General features: G+C 64.0%; 15 protein-coding genes. 5 read left to right on the top strand and 10 right to left on the bottom strand.

The genetic code is table 11. From position 1 onward, the window contains the following. Positions 1–4: 4 nt before the first annotated feature. The 3 genes from EEB12_RS25130 to EEB12_RS25120 are packed head-to-tail and all read right to left on the bottom strand — an operon-like array spanning position 5 to position 4,841. Positions 5–286 carry a hypothetical protein gene (locus tag EEB12_RS25130; RefSeq protein WP_030536904.1) on the bottom strand — a complete coding sequence of 94 codons (282 nt, stop codon included), beginning with the start codon at positions 284–286 and terminating at the stop codon, positions 5–7. 11 nt (positions 287–297) lie between these two features. Next, complete coding sequence (locus EEB12_RS25125; RefSeq protein WP_141488673.1) at positions 298–4,416, bottom strand: cation-translocating P-type ATPase; 4,119 nt, start codon at positions 4,414–4,416, stop codon at positions 298–300. Then, positions 4,416–4,841, bottom strand: a complete 426-nt coding sequence (locus EEB12_RS25120) for a hypothetical protein (RefSeq protein ID WP_020908416.1) — start codon at positions 4,839–4,841, stop codon at positions 4,416–4,418. The genes EEB12_RS25125 and EEB12_RS25120 overlap by 1 nt, the downstream gene beginning before the upstream one ends. 183 nt (positions 4,842–5,024) lie before the next feature. On the opposite strand from EEB12_RS25120, the gene EEB12_RS25115 reads away from it, so the two are divergent. After that, positions 5,025–5,972, top strand: a complete 948-nt coding sequence (locus EEB12_RS25115; RefSeq protein WP_141488672.1) for an aldo/keto reductase — start codon at positions 5,025–5,027, stop codon at positions 5,970–5,972. Positions 5,973–5,974: 2 nt separating this feature from the next. Here the strand turns inward: EEB12_RS25115 and EEB12_RS25110 are convergent, their stop codons facing one another. Both EEB12_RS25110 and EEB12_RS25105 read right to left on the bottom strand, forming a co-directional pair. Then, positions 5,975–6,745: a hypothetical protein gene (locus EEB12_RS25110; protein ID WP_019749294.1), complete on the bottom strand. Its 771-nt coding sequence runs from the start codon at positions 6,743–6,745 to the stop codon at positions 5,975–5,977. A 136-nt stretch (positions 6,746–6,881) separates the two neighbouring features. Continuing rightward, positions 6,882–8,111, bottom strand: coding sequence for a hypothetical protein (locus EEB12_RS25105; protein WP_141488671.1), 1,230 nt, complete (start codon positions 8,109–8,111; stop codon positions 6,882–6,884). A gap of 104 nt (positions 8,112–8,215) precedes the next feature. On the opposite strand from EEB12_RS25105, the gene EEB12_RS25100 reads away from it, so the two are divergent. Further along, positions 8,216–9,562 carry a DUF5691 domain-containing protein gene (locus tag EEB12_RS25100; RefSeq protein WP_141488670.1) on the top strand — a complete coding sequence of 449 codons (1,347 nt, stop codon included), beginning with the start codon at positions 8,216–8,218 and terminating at the stop codon, positions 9,560–9,562. 57 nt (positions 9,563–9,619) lie between these two features. On the opposite strand, the gene EEB12_RS25095 is transcribed toward EEB12_RS25100, so the two are convergent. The 5 genes from EEB12_RS25095 to EEB12_RS25075 all read right to left on the bottom strand — a co-directional run bounded on the left by EEB12_RS25095 (position 9,620) and on the right by EEB12_RS25075 (position 15,868). After that, the gene (locus tag EEB12_RS25095; RefSeq protein WP_141488669.1) at positions 9,620–10,750 is read right to left on the bottom strand and encodes an acyl-CoA dehydrogenase family protein; all 1,131 of its coding nucleotides are present in this window, start codon (positions 10,748–10,750) and stop codon (positions 9,620–9,622) included. An 8-nt stretch (positions 10,751–10,758) separates the two neighbouring features. Next, positions 10,759–11,934, bottom strand: a complete 1,176-nt coding sequence (locus EEB12_RS25090) for an acyl-CoA dehydrogenase family protein (RefSeq protein WP_007736177.1) — start codon at positions 11,932–11,934, stop codon at positions 10,759–10,761. 107 nt (positions 11,935–12,041) lie between these two features. Then, complete coding sequence (locus tag EEB12_RS25085; RefSeq protein ID WP_020970172.1) at positions 12,042–12,488, bottom strand: hypothetical protein; 447 nt, start codon at positions 12,486–12,488, stop codon at positions 12,042–12,044. A 67-nt stretch (positions 12,489–12,555) separates the two neighbouring features. Next, complete coding sequence (locus EEB12_RS25080; protein WP_019749299.1) at positions 12,556–15,090, bottom strand: ABC transporter permease; 2,535 nt, start codon at positions 15,088–15,090, stop codon at positions 12,556–12,558. Between the two features lie 4 nt (positions 15,091–15,094). Further along, the gene (locus tag EEB12_RS25075) at positions 15,095–15,868 is read right to left on the bottom strand and encodes an ABC transporter ATP-binding protein (RefSeq protein ID WP_003945134.1); all 774 of its coding nucleotides are present in this window, start codon (positions 15,866–15,868) and stop codon (positions 15,095–15,097) included. A 260-nt stretch (positions 15,869–16,128) separates the two neighbouring features. Between EEB12_RS25075 and EEB12_RS25070 the strand changes: the two genes are divergently transcribed. From EEB12_RS25070 to EEB12_RS25060, 3 genes are read left to right on the top strand one after another with little or no spacing between them, the layout of a single operon-like run. Further along, complete coding sequence (locus EEB12_RS25070) at positions 16,129–17,691, top strand: long-chain-fatty-acid--CoA ligase (RefSeq protein ID WP_020970174.1); 1,563 nt, start codon at positions 16,129–16,131, stop codon at positions 17,689–17,691. Between the two features lie 22 nt (positions 17,692–17,713). After that, positions 17,714–18,124, top strand: a complete 411-nt coding sequence (locus tag EEB12_RS25065) for a YchJ family protein (RefSeq protein WP_020970175.1) — start codon at positions 17,714–17,716, stop codon at positions 18,122–18,124. Between the two features lie 56 nt (positions 18,125–18,180). Next, positions 18,181–18,771 (top strand): hypothetical protein, encoded by a 591-nt coding sequence (locus tag EEB12_RS25060; protein ID WP_019749302.1) that lies wholly within the window; start codon positions 18,181–18,183, stop codon positions 18,769–18,771. Positions 18,772–18,780 lie beyond the last annotated feature (9 nt).

Genomic DNA, 18,780 nt, shown 5'->3' with positions numbered 1-18,780 from the left:
GGCTTCAGACGCCCTCGAGCGCCTCTCCGATCTCTTCGAGGACGTGATTGTGCTGCTCTGTTGCGAGCAGATGCCCCGCCGCGATGGTGACTGCCACGGGCCACTCGATGATCTCGAACGCAACCATCAGTCCCATCACCGCAAAATAGGCGATCTGCTCGGGTCTCGGAACCGGAATGGCACCGACGATCGGTAGCTCCAACTCGAAGCTCCGAGCCGAACGGACGGATTCCACTACCGCGCGGTGATCGACGGGGTTCGTGTGGTCGACGGTGTTCTGGGACATGTCACGATTCCTCAGGATTCATCTCGGGTCGCCCGGGAGTTCGGCGACGTGTCACTTCCAGCAGCGACGCTCACAAGCGTGTCCGATTCACCGGTTTCCGCTTCTTTGATTTCCGCTTCGCTGATTTCCACGCTGTCGCGAGCGCTGACTCCCCCGGTTCGGGAGGTGTACGCGGTGCTCGTCCGCGTCGGGATCTTGCGAATCGTCGACTGACCTTCCGCGCTCTCCTCAGTTCCAGTCTCCTCAGTTGCGGCGATCCGCTCCGACACCCGCGGAGCCAGCGCCGCCAGCAGCGTCGCTGCCGACGCACAGCCCACTGCTTGACCCCACCCAATCGGACCGAGCGGCGTGCAACCGAGAAATTGGCTCACCACCGGTGTGCTGACGAGCGTCGCCAGCGCCGCAGCGGACCCGGCAACTGTTGCGACCACCAGCGGACTGCGCGATTCGAGCAGCGTCTGCCCCAGTTGGGTGCCCACCAGGGCAACCAACGCCACCGTCGACGCTCGCCGCCGCCTGCCGCTCGTCCGGGCCATAAGCCACGCTGCCAGCGCACCGATTGCCGTGGCACCACCGCGGACAGCGATCGTCTGCCACAACGCATGAGTGTCCATCTGTTCGGACTTCTCGGATCCGTTCTCGGACGGGGTGCTCACCGCAAGCGCAGCAGCGGGCAAGGCGTCCGTCATCAGATTGACCAGTAGCAACTGCCTTGCGTTGAGCGGTGATTCGCCGGACAGCGCAGAACCGATCAGAGCGAATGCGACTTCACCCGCGTTGCCTCCGAGCAAAACCCCCACCGCTGATCTGACCCGCCGCCACAATTGACTGCCCTCGTCCAATGCGTCGGTCAATCCGCCGACACGGCCGTCGAGGAGCACGATGTCTGCGGCGCCGCGCGCCGGATCGCTGTCAGTCGACGCCACCCCGATTCCCACGCTGGAAACTCGGATCGCCGCAGCATCGTTCGCGCCGTCACCGACCATGGCGCACACGCGCCCGTCAGTCTCCAACGCTTGCACGATCTCGACCTTCTGCTCGGGTGTCACGCGCGCAAAGACGCTGCTGCCGCGGACGGCGTTCCGTCGTTCTGCGCGAGAGAAGTTCTCCCAGTCCGGACCGGTGACCACGTCCTCGCGCGCCACATCCATCCCCAGTTCGGTGGCGACCGCCGCCGCTGTTGTCGGATGATCCCCGGTCAGCACGCGCACTTGCTGTCCGTTGCCTTGAAGTTCTCGAACAAGTTGCGTTGCTTCGGGTCTGAGCGTGTCCGAGAGTCCGAGAAGGCCGACCGCTTCCAACCCCTCGGAGCAACACTGTTCGAGAAATTCCGAGTCCTCCGCAGCGCGTCGCGCATCGTGTTCCGACAACTCGCGCTGTGCGACGGCAACCACCCGCAGTCCGCGTCCGGCCATGCTCTGAACGTGGCTCGCCGACACAGCATTCGGATCCCGCCCTGCCTCCGCCACGAATTCCGGTGAACCCTTCAGTGCGATCCGTCTGCCCAGTAGGGCTGCCGAGTACGGCCGCCCAGACCTGAACGGAACGAGGTTGAGCGCGTCGGCATCACCGAAAACCCGAGCCTCGTCCAGAGCTTGTTCGGCTGCATCGACGACGGCGGCGTCCGTCGAATGAAAGACGCGATCGTCGCGACTTCCCAGAGCACTGCGCGCCGCAACTTCCAAAATCTCACTTTCGCCCCAACCGTCGACGCGTTCGACCGCGGCCACCCGTAGCTTGTTCTCGCTGAGGGTTCCGGTCTTGTCGAAGCAGACCACGTCGACACGGCCGAGCGCTTCGATCGAACGTGGAGCACGCACCAACACTCCTGCTGCAGTGAGCCTTCGAGCTGCCGCCTGCTGAGCCAGGGTCGCAACCAGAGGCAATCCCTCCGGCACGGCGGCCACGGCAACGGCCACGCCTCCGGTGACGGCGCGGCGCAGACCGGTACCACGAATCAGACCCGCGACTGTCACCAACGCTCCGCCTCCGATACTGGCCGGCAGAGTCGCCCTGGTGAGTTCGCGCAGTCTGTTGGTCAGGCCCACAGCAGGTCCGGATCGGGATACACCGACATCGGCGCGCCTGGTCACCGTTCGAGCTCCGGTGGCCGTGACCACGCCACGACCGGAGCCGGCAAGCACTGTTGTCCCGGTATAGGCCATGCACCTTCGCTCGGCCAGGGGCATCCCAGGGGTCGGGTCGGTCTGCTTGTCGACGGGCATGGACTCCCCCGTCAACGACGACTCGTCGACTTCCAGCGATTCGGCGCTCAACAGTCGACAATCGGCGGGCACGATGTCCCCGGACTCGAGGGCCACGACGTCACCGAGTTCGAGCGCGTCTGCCGCAGTCTCGACCGTGCCGGCGTTGGTTACTCGCCGAGCTACCGGTTCCTGAGTCCGCAAAAGTCGCTGCACTGCCCGTTCCGAATGAAGTCGTTGAACAGCGGACATCGCGGCATTGCCGACCAAAACCGAACCGACCAGGACGGCGTCTACCGGTGAACCGAGGACTGCACTGGCCGCCGAGCCGGTTGCCAACACCGGCGTGAGTGGATCCGCCAATTCTGTTCGCAACGCCGATAATCCGTCACGGATCAACCTGAAGCGTGCGGGCGCTCGCACACGAGCGTCGGCGCGGCGCGGTGTATGCCGGACGGATTCGGCGAGTTCGCGAACGACAGAATCACCGTCCATCTCATGCCAGGTATCGCTCGGAGTACCGACAGGGGCGGGAGCCTGAATCACAGATCGGGACAGGGTGTATCCGGTCCACAGTCCCGCGGCCGAACCAGCCGTGACCGGCCCCGGCCCAGCCCCTCGAATTCCCGGAAGCATAATCAAGGCACCCAATGCCGAAGAACCCGAGGAGAGTTCGACGCCGCGCCTCGTCGCTGTTCGGGCAGCCGAGAGCGCATGGACGACCCGCCACGCCCCGGCCAAGTCGGTGTGGATGTCGGCACTCACGTGCTCGCCACTCGGTGGTGAAATCCCGATGCGTAGCACTGCCTGCCCCGCTATCGCCCTACTCGACACGATCGCAACTGTCCGACCCTCGGCCACCAGTGCCGAGAGAGCTTCGCGCAGGCCGGCTTCGGGAGTCGATGGCGCCGGATAGAGCTCGTCGAATCCGCTTCGCAGTGATCCGAGCCCGTCGTCGTCGATCGTGGCCGCTGCGACTCCGCTCGCGCGTATCTCACCTATCAGTGATTCCGCCAACCCTTTTCGCACCGGTCTTACGACAACTTCGGCGCCGTCGATGCGGTGTCTTCCAACCCCGAGTGAGCCGGCGTCAAGCGCTTCCCTGGCATGTGCCCACACCACGACGCGGTCCGACTCGGACACCTCTCGTATGTCGGAAACCCGGAGCGCGTCTTCGAAGAGGACACTCGGATCGACGAGGACGGTATCGACACGATCGAGCATGCGTAGAGCCGCGGGGTCCGAAACGGCGACGTGGTGCGTCCGCCACAGACCGTATGACAAACCAGCAGCGAACGATTCGCGTGACATCCGAAGCGGCCGCGGCGCCGAAACCTTGATGCTCGTCGCAACGGTGTCACCGCCGGCAGACACGGTAGCCAGTGCAGCCCCAGCCGCCAGCTGAACCCCAGCGATCCTGTCGGCATAACGCTCCCCCGGACCACTCGGGTCACGCCTCGTGGAAGCACCGCGACCGCCAGATTCGAATGGCCGCACCCGCCGAGAGTTTCGCGCCGCCAGAGTTTCGCGTAGCAGCATCGTCCGCAGCCCGAAATCCACGCCCAATGACGCAGGCGCGTAGGTCAGAACATCCGCGAACGACGTCGCCGACTCCAATGCGAAGTCGGTGAGCGAACGGCCAAGGCGCTGTTCGATTCGCCGATGCACCCGGGGTTGATAATTGATCGCCGACGCCGCCGCCGAGACATAGGCGGAACCCGGCATTCGCGGGGCACGAAGAATCGATCCCGCTGCTGCAGGAATCATCCCGACGCCCGCCAGCGCAAGAGTGCCGGTCCGCAGCGCCACGTCACTGACAGCGGTTCGCGGAATCGTCGAACCACCGACCAACGCCAGACCCGACAACGCCAGGCGCGGCGGCAAAGTTGCCACCGACACCGCACGCCGGGCCATCGCTGAGAACATCAGGAAGTGGATCGAGTGTGCGAAGAACTGTGAGTTCGATCCTGCGACCGACTGGCCGCCTTGTGGGAGTTTCCGCTCGATTCCTTCTTGGCCGGTTCCGTCTTGGTCGCGCGCCCAACCGCCTTGACCGCACGATCGGGCCGCGCGCTCTTGCGATCCCATTCGTGAAGTACCAGGGCCGTGCCGCCGACCGCCAAGAGCACCGGCCACTCCACCAATCCCGCCGCGCCGACGGCGGCCATCGTGAGAACCGCGGTCGGCGTCGAGGAACTACCCGCACGAATTCCGTCTCGGACGCCCTCCGCCGTTCCGCGTATCCCGCCCGTCACTCCACCGATCACTCCGCCACCGACGGCTCCAGCCACCGTCGTCGTTGCGTCTGCCACACCACGAACGACGCGGGTGGCTTCGTCGACAATCATCATCGGACGCTCCTATCAGCAGTCCATCGAAGAATTCAGTATTTGAGGCCATACCCAACACCGACGGCGGCAATCACGATCCGATACATTTTTCGGCGAACCTGGCGAGGGCGCGCCATCGTCAGCGCCGTGAGAGGGTACGGTGCGGGATGCAGCGACCACCTTCATCGACGGGAGTTCCACACAGTGGCGATCATCGGAAATTCGGACCTCGACATCTTCCGACTTAGCTTGGGCGGCAACCCTTTCGGATGGACAGCAGACGAGAAGACGTCCTTCGAGATCCTCGACTCGTTCGCCGAAGCCGGTGCAAACTTCATCGACACCTCCGACTCGTACACGGCGTCGGCTCCCGGCAATTCCGGCGGGGAATCCGAAACGATCATCGGGAAATGGATCACCGATCGGGGACTGCAGAACGACATCGTCGTCGCCACCAAGGTGGGTAGCCATCCCGATTTCAAGGGACTGAAGGCCGACAACATCGCGGCCGCAGCTGAGGCGTCGCTGCAGCGCCTGCAGACGGACTGCATCGATCTGTACTACGCACATTTCGACGACCCGCAGACTCCGCTCGAGGAAACTCTCGAAGCCTTCAATGCGTTGGTCGTCGCGGGCAAGGTTCGCTATCTCGGAATCTCCAACTACAGCCCCGACCGCGTCCGGGAGTGGCTGCGGATCACCGAGGAGAACGGTTACGCCGCGCCCATCGCGCTGCAACCGCACTACAACCTGGTGCACCGCAAGTCGTACGAACCCGAACTCGCGCAGATCGCCACCGACAACAACATCAGCGTCTTCCCGTACTTCGCTCTCGCTTCCGGCTTCCTGACGGGAAAGTACAAGACCCGCGCGGACATCGAAGGCAGCTCCCGCGAACGGCTGACCGCCGGATACTTCAGCGACGCCGGACTCGACGTCGTCGCGGAACTGGCAACAATCGCGCAGGCACACGAAAGCGAGATCTCGACCGTCGCGCTGGCCTGGCTGCTGACTCGACCGGGCATCACCGCACCGATCGCGAGCGTCAGCCGGCCGGAGCAACTCCCGGCGCTACTGGACGCCCCGAATCTGGTGCTGTCGTCGAATGAACTGGACACTCTCGAACGGGTGTCGGCGGCAGTCGGCGCCTGAAATCAGGCAGTTTTGAGATGAGCGCCGAGGGCCGTGTTGTTGATCGTCCAGAACGACCAGCCGTCATGGCTCTCGGTGTCGCCTGAAATGTGACCGGTCACGGCATTGGCGGCCGCGGTCGGATCAGGGAATCGGCGGCCTTCCATCGGTCCGCGCATGATCTCGACGACCTCGGTACTTTCGTCGAAGCGTCCGACCCAGCGGTATCCATGGCAATCAGCCGTCATCTCGAGGCGATTGTCGACAACTTCGATCTCCTCGACACCGCTGGCGCGACGCTTCTTCGCGGCGACCGGCGACGTCTTGCGCTTGGTCGCAACCGGGGCCTCCACGTAAATGCTCGGATCCTTGACCGCAGCCAGTCCCAGCGCATCCCAACGATCGTGACCGTGTACGACGCGTCCGCGCGGAATCGCGTGATGTCCGGTGCGATTGCGTCCGGGGCTGTCCATGATCCACAGGTCGACCTCGGCACGGATGTCGTCCGCGACCTCGTTGGAGGGCAGCATGAAGAACTCGTGCGGGTCTGCAGCCAGGTCGACGAACACCCAGAACTCGGAGCGCGTGTCGTCGCTCTCGAGCGACTCGTCCTGACGCCTGGCCTGCCAGTCACCGTCGAGCTTGGAACGCACTCGGACGATTCGGCTGATGCCGTCTGCGCCCGTCACCTCGACGGGATTACGACGTGAGTGCGTGAGGCGGACAGCCTTGCCCCCACGCTGCGTAGCTTCGGAAATGAACGCATTGATGCCGCGGCTTGCGGTGTCTTCCATGATCGACCTGTCTCGAGCGGGTACGCCCGCATCACCGGATCGGCATCGGGGTCGAGCAAAGAGCGAATTCTCGGCCTGTTCTTCGATCGTGCGGCCGGTCAGTACCTTCGACCTTACAGCTCCGGCGACAGCCTGACTACGGCGCCCGACGCTCGTTCCCGGAGGTCAGCAGTGCAATGTCCCCGTAAAGAGCCGCCCGGTGAGCGAACATCAGTTCTTCCACACCGTCGAATTGATCCCCGACGTAGTGCGTGTTGGCAGCCGAAAGTTCACGTGAACCAGAGCGCGCGAGGAGGTCGTCGATCCGGCTGTCGAGGCTCGCTGCATGCGCAACCGCACGCTGCGAACTCAACTGATCCTCGGCCCGTGCGACCAGGTCACCGATCCGCGCGAGCGCCGCGACGCGCTCGACCAGCTGGTCCCAGACCGTGCCGAGCGCTTCCCTTCGCGAAGCGATTCCGGCTCGCGTTCCCTCGTCGCGTGCCAGCGCAGCCGCGTCGTCCAGCTCTGCGAGTATCGAACGCAGCGCTACGGTATCGACCGCGATCTGCGTGATCTCGTCTGCCAAGTCCAGTTGATTACGTTGAATGACGAAGTGATCGGAATGCCACGCGCTGGAACTCTCGATCCGGTCGAAAAGATTCCCGGCGAGGTAAAGCAGTGCGTCGTACTCACCGGCGCGTCCTTCGGGTTCGGAATCGACCAGTCCGTCGAGGACTTCCGCGATACGTCTTCCGGCATCGGCGACGACACCGGTTCCCTGGACCTTCCCGAACTGGGCGGCGAGTTTGTCGAGTGCTGCGTTTCCACTGCTGGCCACGACACCGAGACCCACCGGCAGCTTGGCCGGAACCGGCGTGCGGGTGAGCCCGGCAAAGAGAGCCTCGCGCTGCTCGACGTCGAGATGGAGACCGTCGCGGCGGTCCTTGCGGATGGCACGGACGCTGCTCGCGAAATGACGATTGGAATGCACGATCGCCGATCGCATCGACTGAACGCGCTTGTCCAGCGTCTGCACCCGCCGTTCGAGGACAACCTGAACGGGACCGATGCGTGTCGCGAGCAGTCGACGCCTGGTGCGGGCCAGCTCGTCGGTGAGATACCTCAACTCGGAAAATCCGCCGATCTCCGGGAACGAACGTCCGACAGTGCGCCGGTTCGCCAGGATCGACCGCGTCGACTCGTCCGCATAGCCGCCGGCGATCAGCAATGCGACATCGTCGGACAACTCCGGCCGGTTCGACTCGACGGTCCCCGCCGCACACCACTCCCTGACTCGGGTGGAGATGAGCGTTCGCCGTTCGGTCACCGACGCCACGACAAAGACGTCGCCATTTCCGTCTGCCATCTCACGGCCATCCGTCATCTCACGCCTCCTGCTGGGTGCCGGTTACCACTGTTCCAGAATCTGCCGACACGCGCCCGACCCCTGCTCCCGAAGCCGACGCACCTCTGCCATACCGTAGGCGGGTGACCTCCCTGCGATCAGACGCGCAAGCAGGTCACTCGCGCGCACCGCGGACTCCTCCAGCGGTTCAACCACTACTTCCCGATCTCGCGATCGAACAACTCCAGTCGTTGTTGCAGGTACGTTCCTGGACTCTCGCGGAATGGTTCGCGATGGCCGACCAACGCGGATTCCTCGCGCCCGCGGCCAGTGTTCCGCTCTTCATGGAAGCCGCGCTGAAGTATCCCGAGCACCGCGAGGCGCTCCTTCGCCTCGCCGGCCGACGCGGGCAGTACCTGGCGGAGCAGAATCCCGATTGGGCCCAATTGCGGCGGATCGGGTCACGCCGGGACGAACTGTGGCTATCGCCCGATCCGAACGACCGTACGGCCTGGTTCGATTACATACGTACGGTCGACCCGGAACTGGCGAGCGAGGAGCTCGAGATCGCCTGGGACGACGAGCCCACCGCAAACCGCCTGCACTTCCTCGATCACCTCGAGGTCGGACTGGGTGAACACGATCACACCCTCCTCGAGCGTGCACTCGACGATCCAGCCGTGCGGGTTCGTGAGCGTGCAATTCAACTACTACGGCAACTCCCCCGATCTCCTTTTGCCTCTCGCATGGTCACTCGGGCTAAGTCGTGGGTCCGGCTCGAGACGAAGCCGTTGCGACCGCGCCTTGCCGTCCGATTGCCGGGCTCGCTCGACGACCTCGCATTTCGTGACGGCATCGAAGACGTCCACTACAAGAACAAAGGCATCCGGCGCTGGTGGTTACGGCAAGTCGTGACCGCCACTCCACTGACGCTGTGGGAATCGATGGCCGGTTCGCCACGCGAGGCCCTCACCATCCCCATCGAGAAGCAATGGCGCACCGTGATGATCGAATCATGGACTGCTGCAACAGTTCTTCAGAAGAACACAGCGTGGGCGTCGGCATTTCTGGAGCGGGACGGGCGCACGACCGACCGGAGAATCGTCGCCATCGCAGACCCACGCGAGCGCGTCGAATACATCGTTGCCGGCCACGCGGACGAATACCTTCTGGGCGTCGACGGCAGCGCACTACTCGACGGCATCGACCGTCCATGGCCCCTCGCCGTCGCCGAAAAGTTGTTGAACGCCTTGGAGAACGAAGCGATGGAGCATGCTGCGACGGGTGAGGACTTGGGCATTCACTCGCGGCACAGTCACTTTTCCACTCTGCGAAGCGTGCAGGCGCGCTTCCCTTTCGATGCCGTACCGCTTCTGCAGGACGCGGCGGCACGAACGAGTGACCCCGGGTGGCAACAAGCATTCACCGACAGCGCCGTCAACATCGAGCAGCGTCAACTCCGCTTGGACGTCTTACGCTCTCACCGCTGAACGACGAAGGGTCGCACTCCGCGAACGGAATGCGACCCTTCGGTTGATCGTGAAAGATCAGACGACGCTGACCATCTCGTGATCAGCCACGCCGGCGGCCAACACCCGGAGATGGTCTTCGGTGCTGCCGAGGGTGTGCTCGATGGCGACGAGTCGGCTCACGTAGTGACCCACCGGGTACTCCGCGGTCATACCGATGCCACCGTGCATCTGGATCGCTTCCTGGCCGATGAGCCGAGCCGAACGCCCGATCTGCAACTTCACCCGCGAAGCGATCACCGGATCGACGACGCCGTCGGCAAGGGACATCGTTGCGTACAGACTCATGCTGCGTGCCAACTCGAGCGAGACGTACAGGTCGGCGGCGCGGTGCGTCAGCGTCTGGAACTTCGCGAGCGGAACACCGAATTGCTTACGCGTCTTGAGGTATTCGGTGGTCAGACGCAGCGCCTCTTCCATTGCTCCGACAGCCTCGGCGCACAGCGCGGCCTGCTCACGGATCTGTGCGGCCTGGATCAGAGCAGAAGCGTCTCCGCCCTCACCGAGCGCTTCGGCGGGAGTATCGGTGAACTCGATCTGCGCCCCGCGCAAACCGTCGTGAGTGGCGTAGGACTTGCATACCAAGCCCGAGGCATCACTCTTGACGAGGAACAGTCCGACGCCACCGCCGGGGAGCGCAGCGCTCACGACCAAGATGTCTGCAGTCGCGCCGTGGCCAACGGGATTCTTGATACCGGTGATGGTCCAGCCGCCCTCGACCTGCGCCGCCGCGGTGGCCCGTTCGGTTGCCGGCCAACGGATTCCGGGTTCCTGATCGGCGAACGCGAGGAACGTGGTGCCCTCGGACACTCCGGGAAGAATCGACGAGCGCTGCTCTGCGCTGCCGCCTTCGGAGATGAGCCCGCCCGGCGTCACGACCGCGTCGAGTAACGGTTCGGGGGCCAAGCGTCGACCGATCTCGGTCATGACCGCACCGATTTCCACCGGGCCCGCGTCCATGCCGCCGTCGTCCTCGGAGAACGTCAGGCCGAGCAAGCCGACCTCGGCCAACTGCTTCCAGACCTGCGGACTCCACCCTGGATCGGAGTCGATGATCGCGTTGCGCTTTTCGGCGTCGTAGCTGCGCGAGAGGAGGTCCTTGGTGGTGTCGCGGAGAAGCTTCTGTTCGTCGTTCAGTTCGAAGTCCATGCCACGCCTCACAATCCGAGGATCGAGGAGGCGATGATGCTGCGCTGCACTTCGCTCGATCCGCTGTAGATGGATACCTTGCGGTAGTTCAGGTACGTCGGGGCAGTGTGCTGCGCCCAGCTCGCGGAGGCGATGTCGCTGCCCGCGTCGTACGGCAGTGAATCAGGGCCGGCCACGTCCATCAGCAATTCGACGCTCGCCTGCTGCAATTCGGAGCCACGAAGCTTGAGCAGCGACGACGCCGGGTTCGGCTGGCCGTCAGCGGAACTGGCGACCACCCGGAGCTGAGTGAGCTCGAGGGCAAGCAATTCGTTTTCGAGTTCGGCGAGGCGAGCAGCGAAGAGCGGATCTTCGAGCAGGGTCCCGTTACCGACCTTGACCTCGGCAGCGCGGGCCTTGGCCTGGGCCAGACGAACCTTCGAGAAACCGACGCGGGTGACACCGGTGCGCTCGTTGCCGAGCAGGAACTTGGCGTAGCCCCAGCCCTGGTTCTCTTCACCGACCAGGTTCTCTCCCGGAACGCGGACGTCCTCGAAGAACACTTCGTTGACCTCGTAGCCGCCGTCGATCAGCTTGATCGGGCGGACCGTGACTCCAGGCGTCTTCAGGTCGACCAGAATGAACGAGATACCTGCCTGGCGCTTGGGCGCATCGGGATTGGTACGCACGAGGCAGAAGATCCAGTCGGCGTACTGTCCCAGCGTCGTCCAGGTCTTCTGACCGTTGATGACCCAGTCGTCGCCGTCGCGGACCGCGCGGGTCTTGAGCGAAGCGAGGTCGGAGCCGGCCTCGGGTTCGGAGAATCCCTGGCACCACCAGATGTCGAGGTTCGCGGTCGCGGGAAGGAACTTCTCCTTCTGCTCCTGCGAGCCGAAGGCTGCGATGACCGGACCGACCATGTTGGCGTTGAACGCCAACGGTTCGGGGACCGACGCAAGCTGAAGTTCGTCGAGCCAGATGTTGTGCTGGACCGGGGTCCAGTCCTTGCCGCCCCACTCGACCGGCCAGTGCGGTACCGCCAGACCGTGAGCGTTGAGGATCTGCTGCGCCTCGACCATACGGTCGCGCCCCAATTCCTCGCCGTGGGCGTACGCCTCCCTGATGTCCGCGGGGATTTGCGTACGGAAGAACGTCCGCATCTCGTCGCGGAACGCTAGTTCCTCGTCGGTCAATGCCAGGTTCATCGGGATTCCTTCGCACTCGAAACCGGATTCATGTTCGGTTCGACCGTACCCCGACGACACTGGAGGCGGAACAGGTACCGCGAAAGACGGCACTCGGAACCGAGCTACTACACGGTTTTGAGGACCAACAGGTAACCCCCACCCGCGGCGTCGATGCTCGTTTCCACGTTCAGCGACGGAGCCAAACGTGACAACCGGTCGATCAGCCAGTCCGACGCTTCCTGGGCGTCGTCCTTGCCGGGACAGCGAGCGACGGCGACGCGGCCACCCTTGCGCTCGAGTTGCTCCACGACCCCGATGATCGGGGCGGGATCCACGACGAACAGCCGATCCGGCCACTCCACAACAGGTTTGACCGCACCCTTCTTGGTGTTGCACGCGCGGTGCGCCAAGCGTTCGACGCCACCTTTGGTCTTGCCACCCTTTTTCGCGGTGTTGATGCTGTCGATACTCGGGCCGCGCGGATCGTTGACGGACATGTCGGGATCGACCGGTTCGTCACACAGCCAGCAGCGCCAGGATTCACGTTCGCCGACTTCTTGAAGGGTGCTCATGTGGCAACGGTACCGTGCGCACTTTCGGCTGCTTCCGCTACCAAAAGTGCGCACGGGGCCGAAGGCCCTACATGTCTGCAATCGCCTCCAGCGGCTTCGTCTTGGCCGCTCGGTTGGCCGGCCACAGCGCCGCCAAGACACCGACCACACCCGAGCCGATCAGCATTCCGACCACCTGACCCCACGGGATCGTGATCTTGTCGAGGCCCTGATCCGCGAGAGTGCTCACGAAGGCCCAACCGAACGCGATGCCGAGAACAACTCCGACCGCCGCGCCGTACACCGCGATGAGCACCGACTCGAGGTAGATCGTGCGTCGCATCTGTCCGCGCTGCATGCCGACAGCTCGCAGCATTCCGATTTCTCGTCGCCGCTCGACCACCGACAGTGCCAAGGTGTTGATGATGCCCAGGATTGCGATCACGACCGCGAGTGCAAGCAGTCCGTAGAGGATCGCCAACAAGGTGTTGATCTGCTGGCCCTGAGTTCCCTTGAACTCCTCACGATCCTGCACCTGGACGACGACGTACTTCTCCGTGGCCGTTTCCAGCTCGGATCGCAGCGTAGTCAGATCCGCACCAGGCTTCGCCTTCACCAGCACCACGAAGTCCGGGAGACTCTCGGCCGGCATCAGTTTCCGGTACGCCTCGTCCGAGACGATCCACGAGCCGATCAGCTGGTTGTCCTCGAACACTCCCGCGACAACGGTCTGGTACTCGACGCCGCCAGGACCGGTCAACGTCTGGGTCGAGCCGACAGTCCAGCCCTTGTCATCCGCAGTCGACTTCGAGACGAGCATGTTGTTGCCGGTCAGATCGACCGTGCCCTCGAGGATCTTGTACTCGAGCACGCCTTCGATCGGTCCGTCGAACGAAGCACCCTGCTCGTCCTCACCGTCGACCTTCGCGCGCACCCCGTGCAAGGACGTCGCACTCTGTACGTCGGGCACCTGCCGGACCGCGTCGGCCGCACCTCGCGGCACACCGATCGCGTTGGGACCGGTCAGGATGTAGTCGGCCGAGACACCCACGTCCACAAGAGCATTGATGCTCGCCTTGGCCGAGGAACCGAACACTCCGATGACCGTCACCAGCATCAGACCGAGAGTCAGCGCGAATGCCGTTGCGGCCGTACGGCGAGGATTACGCACCGCATTGGTACGGGCCAATCGCCCGATGGCGCCGAACGGCTTGGCGAACACGGCACCGAGCGCACCGACGATCGGTCGCGACAGCGCCGGAGCCCCGAGAAGAACCGCGATGATCAACGAGAACGCACCGAGTCCGACTATCAACGCAGCCCCACCACCGGTACCGCGAGAGCCGAACACGAGCAGTGCCACACCGATCACGCCGAGAATCGCACCGATCAACGTCCGCACTCGCAGTGAGTCACCGGTAGAGGCGAACTCCTCACGCATGGCCGCTACCGGCGGGATCTTCGACGCACGACGAGCCGGGGCGTAAGCGCTGAGCGTCGTGACGACGACGCCGACCACCAACGCGACGATGATCGTGCGGGCACCCACCTGGAGCGGGCCTTCCGGCAGACCGACGTCGAATGTGTTGAGCAGACTGCGCAATCCGTAGGCGAGACCGATACCGCCGAGCAGACCGATGATGCTGCCGATGAGTCCGACCACGAGCGCCTCGGTGACCACCGAACGGCCGACCTGCGCTCGGCTCGCACCGATCGCACGCAGCAGCGCCAGCTCACGAAGACGCTGCGCCACGATCATCGAGAAGGTGTTGTAGATGATGAACGTTCCGACGAGCAGAGCAATCGCGCCGAACGCCAACAGGAAGTAGTTGATGAAGCTCAGCGCCGAGTCGACCTCGGCCTTGGTCTCCTCACGAACCTGGTCGCCGGTCTGCACCTTGAGATCGGGGAAAACCTGCTCGACGCGTTGCTGCAGTTCCGTCTGCGACACCCCGTCGCCCGCGACGTCGATGTACTCGACGTGTTGGCCGTCGGTGAAGAGTCCACGGGCCTGCTCGTCGGTGAAGAGCGCGCCGATGAACCCGCCGGTGTCACTGCCCGCCCCCTCGTAGATGCCGGACAACGTCACGTCCACGATTCCGCGGGCCGGTGCCAGAACCTTGGCGGAGTCCCCCACCTTCAGTCCGGCTCGCTCGGCGGCGCTGGTGTTCAGCGCGACCTGACCGGTCTGCGTCGGAGGCGCGCCCTCGACGAAGGTGTCGGGTTCGGCAATCGCCTGGCCCGGCGGTAGGTAGGACTGACCGATACTCGGCGCGCCGCCGGTCTGAACAGCGCCGCCGTCTGCGTTGATCAGGACGATCTGTCCACTGACGGCCGGGGCTACCGCTCGGACGCCGTCGACTGCGGCAAGTTTGTCGACATCCTCGACCGGAACGCCACTGGTGTTGCGCTCTTCCATCGATACCCGGACGTCGACGCCCTGGGCGGTGTTCTCGAAGATCGAATCGAAAGTCTTCTGGAGGGTGTCGGTGAAAACGAACGACCCCGCGACAAAAGCCGTGCCAAGCACCACGGAGAGAACCGTCAGCGCAAGTCGCACCTTGTGTGCCGCCAAGTTGCGCAGGGAAACCTTGCGCATCGGCGAGTTGCTTACCGAAGCCATGTGCTCAAGCCCCGGCTTCCACGTTCACGACCGCCTGCGGAGCGTCCAGACGCTTCATCCGGTCGAGGACCGAATCCGCCGTAGGCTCGCGCAATTCGTCGACGATCTTGCCGTCCGCGAGGAACACCACCCGGTCGGCATACGCCGCTGCCCGCGGATCGTGCGTCACGATCACCACGGTCTGGTTGAACTCGTCGACGGCCGCCCGCAGGATCGAGAGCACCTCCCCGGAGGACTTCGAATCGAGGTTTCCGGTCGGCTCGTCGCCGAAGATGATCTCCGGCTGACCCGCCAGGGCACGCGCACACGCCACACGCTGCTGCTGACCACCCGAGAGCTCTCCCGGCCGGTGATCGAGGCGATCCCCGAGACCCAGCTTGGTCAGGACGCTGTTCAGCCAGGTCGGGTCCGCTTTGCGTCCCGCGATGTCAAGCGGCAACGTGATGTTCTCGAGCGCCGTCAGCGTCGGCACCAGGTTGAACGCCTGGAAAACGAAACCGATGCGATCGCGTCGTAATTGGGTCATCTGTTTGTCGGAAAGCGTCGTGAGTTCCGTGTCGCCGATGAGAACGGAACCCGAACTTGCGGAATCCAGACCGGCGAGGCAATGCATCAGCGTCGACTTACCGGAACCGGACGGCCCCATGATCGCCGTGAACTCACCGCGGGCGAAATCTGCGGACACCGAACTGAGTGCGTGCACCTGGGTATCTCCGGTGCCGTAGGTCTTGGACAGGCCGACTGCGCGGGCCGCGACATCCTGGGCGTGCGAACTCATGATCGCCTTTCCTGTTCACTTCGGTACTACTTGTGGGCGTGACGGGCGCCCGTGAAAACACGGACGCCCGCAATGGTTGGTTCCATCCTGTCGGGTGTCGGGCGCGCTCGCCATCGGGGACCACCCTGATATCTGCAGCCGAGCCGGTCAGGGTCGCGGGAATGTGCTCTTTCTGCTTGTGCGCATTGACGAGAAACAGCGATACGAAGACCGGGCGCACATTAACCTTGTGACACCAATCACACGAGAGAGGCGGCCGAATGTCCGACGCCACCGCTGGAATCATTTTCGATCGGCTAGAGCACTGGGCGACGGTCAAGCCTGATCAAACAGCGATGACCTTCCAAGGGACCGAATACACGTGGGCCCAGTGGCGAGACCGCATCTTGCGTATCGCCGCCGCCCTCGCTGAATCCGGCATCGGTGCCGGCGACACTGTCGCGTTCGTCGACAAGAATCATCTGTCCTGCCTCGAAGTCACCTACGCCGCCTCACTGCTCGGCGCCGCGAATGTCATTCCCAACTGGCGACTTTCGGGCGAAGAGCTGGATTACGTCCTCGCGGACTGTGGCGCTCGCATTCTGTTTGTCGGCAGCGAACTACTCCCCCAGATCGTCGCCATGCGCGACCGCTTGACGGCCGTCGAATCGATCTTCGCCGTCGGCGGGGAACACGACGAGTTCGAACCGTGGATCGACGAGGTCACACCGCTGCACTCCCGCCCCGAGGTGAGCCCCGATGCCACCGCTCTGGTTCTCTACAGTTCCGGGACGACCGGTCGGCCCAAAGGCGTACAGCTCACGCATCGAAACCTGTTCGCGCACAGCAACAATGTGCTCGAAATCCTGCCGGCCCACGAGGATCACCGATTCTTGATCGCGATGCCGATGTTTCACGTCGGCGGAACGTGCTACGCCATCATGGCAATTCACACCGGTGGGCGCTGTTACTTCACGAGAGAAGCCGACGGACCGTCGATCTTCGCCGGTCTCGCCGCCGGAGCCAACATCGCCTTTCTCGTCCCACCGGTCATTGCCGGAGTCCTGGCCGCAGGCGAGCAGGCCGTCGCCGCCTTCAAGGCATTCAAACGCATTACCTACGGCGCCGCCCCCATGCCCCTTCCGTTGTTGCGAGCAGCACTCGCGGCTTGGCCGGACACCGAATTCGTCCAGGTCTACGGCATGACCGAAATGGCAGGTGTCATTACCGCGTTGATGCCGGACGTTCACCGCGACGAGTCGCAGGTCGAGCGCATGGCATCAGCAGGCACGGCGATCCCCGGCGTCGAGATGCGTGTGGTGGACCCCGTCACGCTCGAGGACGTGCCCACCGGAACGACCGGCGAACTGTGGTGGCGATCCGAACAGTGCACCCCCGGATACCTGGGCAAGCCCGAGGCGACGGCCGAAACGATTACCGCAGATGGGTGGCTGCGTAGCGGCGACATGGGCCGCGCCGACTCCGACGGCTTCGTCTTCATCGAGGACCGCCTCAAGGACATGATCATCACCGGCGGCGAGAACGTCTACTCCCCCGAGATCGAACGAGTACTGGTGGAGCATCCGGCAATCGCCGAGGTCGCGGTCATCGGCGTTCCCGACGACCGTTGGGGTGAAACCGTCAAGGCAGTCGTGGTTCTCACTGCCGAAGCGCAGATCGACGAAGCCGAACTGATCACCTACACACAGGAACGCCTCGCAAAGTTCAAGTGCCCGACCAGTATCGACGTCGTCGAGATCCTTCCCCGCAATCCCACCGGAAAGATCCTCAAGCGCGACCTCCGCAAACCGTACTGGGACAACCGCGAACACAAACTGGTCTGAGTTCGCGTGCTGTAATGGGGCGGTGACTTCGCGCCGCCCCACCACACCCAATCCGACCGATCCGTGCCCGTGCGGCAGCGGCAACGCGTTGGCCGAATGCTGCGGAAAGTACATCAGCGGTGAAGCGCACGCACCGACTGCCGAAACCCTGATGCGTTCGCGTTACACGGCCTTCGCTGTGATGGACGACGAATATCTCACGCAGACTTGGCATCCCGACCATCGCCCCACCGAACTCGATCTCGACCCCGACCAGACATGGCTCCGGTTGGAGATCCTGGACACCGAACGGGGCGGGCTGTTCGATTCCGACGGCGTCGTGGAATTTCGCGCTCACTACACATTCGGGCGCGAGCGGGGAATGCTCCACGAACGCAGTCGATTTGCGCGAACAGAGGGTAAGTGGCTCTACGTCGACGGCGATATCGGTTAGGTAACTCCGGGCACCGCCGCCGCGGATCCCGATAACACGAGCCCTACGATCGAGTCATGACAACGAACCGGACGAGATCATTTGCCGCTGTCGCTGCCATCGCAGTGGGCGTGAGCCTGACTGCCTGTTCGCAGGACGCGGAGACCACTCCCACGGCAGCCACCTCGGCCGTCACCTCGACCTCGAGTGCAGCAGCGTCGACCACAGAACCAGTCCCGACGGACAGCTCCGACAAGACGTCGGCTGCGGGCACCGAATCCAAGCTCACCGTCGTCGACATCCGAGTGGGCGAGCACGACGGATTCGATCGTGTCGTCTACGAAATGGGCGGAACCGGCACACCCGGATGGCGCGTCAAGTACGTCGACGCGGCGACGCAGGAAGGCAGCGGTAAGCCCGTGGACATCAAGGGTGCCGCAGTGATCCAGGTCCTGATCGACGGTTCCGCCTATCCCTTCGACAGCGGAGTCGAGCAGTACTCCGGCCCCAACCCGGTCCCCGGTGTCGGCGGAGTCGTGACCGAGGTCAACGGGTCCAACGTCTTCGAGGGAGTCACGCAGTCGTTCATCGGCGTGACCGAAAAGCAGCCGTTCACGGTCACGACGCTCAGCGACCCTCCGCGCGTGGTGGTCGACGTGGCCCGCTGAGGCCGCACT

The sequence above is a fragment of the Rhodococcus sp. WS1 genome (assembly GCF_003797745.1).
GTDB classification, from domain to species: domain Bacteria; phylum Actinomycetota; class Actinomycetes; order Mycobacteriales; family Mycobacteriaceae; genus Rhodococcus_F; species Rhodococcus_F erythropolis.
The sequence above is the reverse complement of the archived record's forward strand: the minus strand, read 5'-3'. Positions and strand labels throughout refer to the sequence as shown.

Bases quoted from the DNA above. Each gene is read 5' to 3' on its own strand.
- EEB12_RS25130 (WP_030536904.1), bottom strand. From the start codon at position 286: ATGTCCCAGAACACCGTCGACCACACGAACCCCGTCGATCACCGCGCG.
- EEB12_RS25125 (WP_141488673.1), bottom strand. From the start codon at position 4,416: ATGTTCTCAGCGATGGCCCGGCGTGCGGTGTCGGTGGCAACTTTGCCG.
- EEB12_RS25120 (WP_020908416.1), bottom strand. From the start codon at position 4,841: ATGATGATTGTCGACGAAGCCACCCGCGTCGTTCGTGGTGTGGCAGAC.
- EEB12_RS25110 (WP_019749294.1), bottom strand. From the start codon at position 6,745: ATGGAAGACACCGCAAGCCGCGGCATCAATGCGTTCATTTCCGAAGCT.
- EEB12_RS25105 (WP_141488671.1), bottom strand. From the start codon at position 8,111: ATGACGGATGGCCGTGAGATGGCAGACGGAAATGGCGACGTCTTTGTC.
- EEB12_RS25095 (WP_141488669.1), bottom strand. From the start codon at position 10,750: ATGGACTTCGAACTGAACGACGAACAGAAGCTTCTCCGCGACACCACC.
- EEB12_RS25090 (WP_007736177.1), bottom strand. From the start codon at position 11,934: ATGAACCTGGCATTGACCGACGAGGAACTAGCGTTCCGCGACGAGATG.
- EEB12_RS25085 (WP_020970172.1), bottom strand. From the start codon at position 12,488: ATGAGCACCCTTCAAGAAGTCGGCGAACGTGAATCCTGGCGCTGCTGG.
- EEB12_RS25080 (WP_019749299.1), bottom strand. From the start codon at position 15,090: ATGGCTTCGGTAAGCAACTCGCCGATGCGCAAGGTTTCCCTGCGCAAC.
- EEB12_RS25075 (WP_003945134.1), bottom strand. From the start codon at position 15,868: ATGAGTTCGCACGCCCAGGATGTCGCGGCCCGCGCAGTCGGCCTGTCC.
- EEB12_RS25070 (WP_020970174.1), top strand. From the start codon at position 16,129: ATGTCCGACGCCACCGCTGGAATCATTTTCGATCGGCTAGAGCACTGG.
- EEB12_RS25060 (WP_019749302.1), top strand. From the start codon at position 18,181: ATGACAACGAACCGGACGAGATCATTTGCCGCTGTCGCTGCCATCGCA.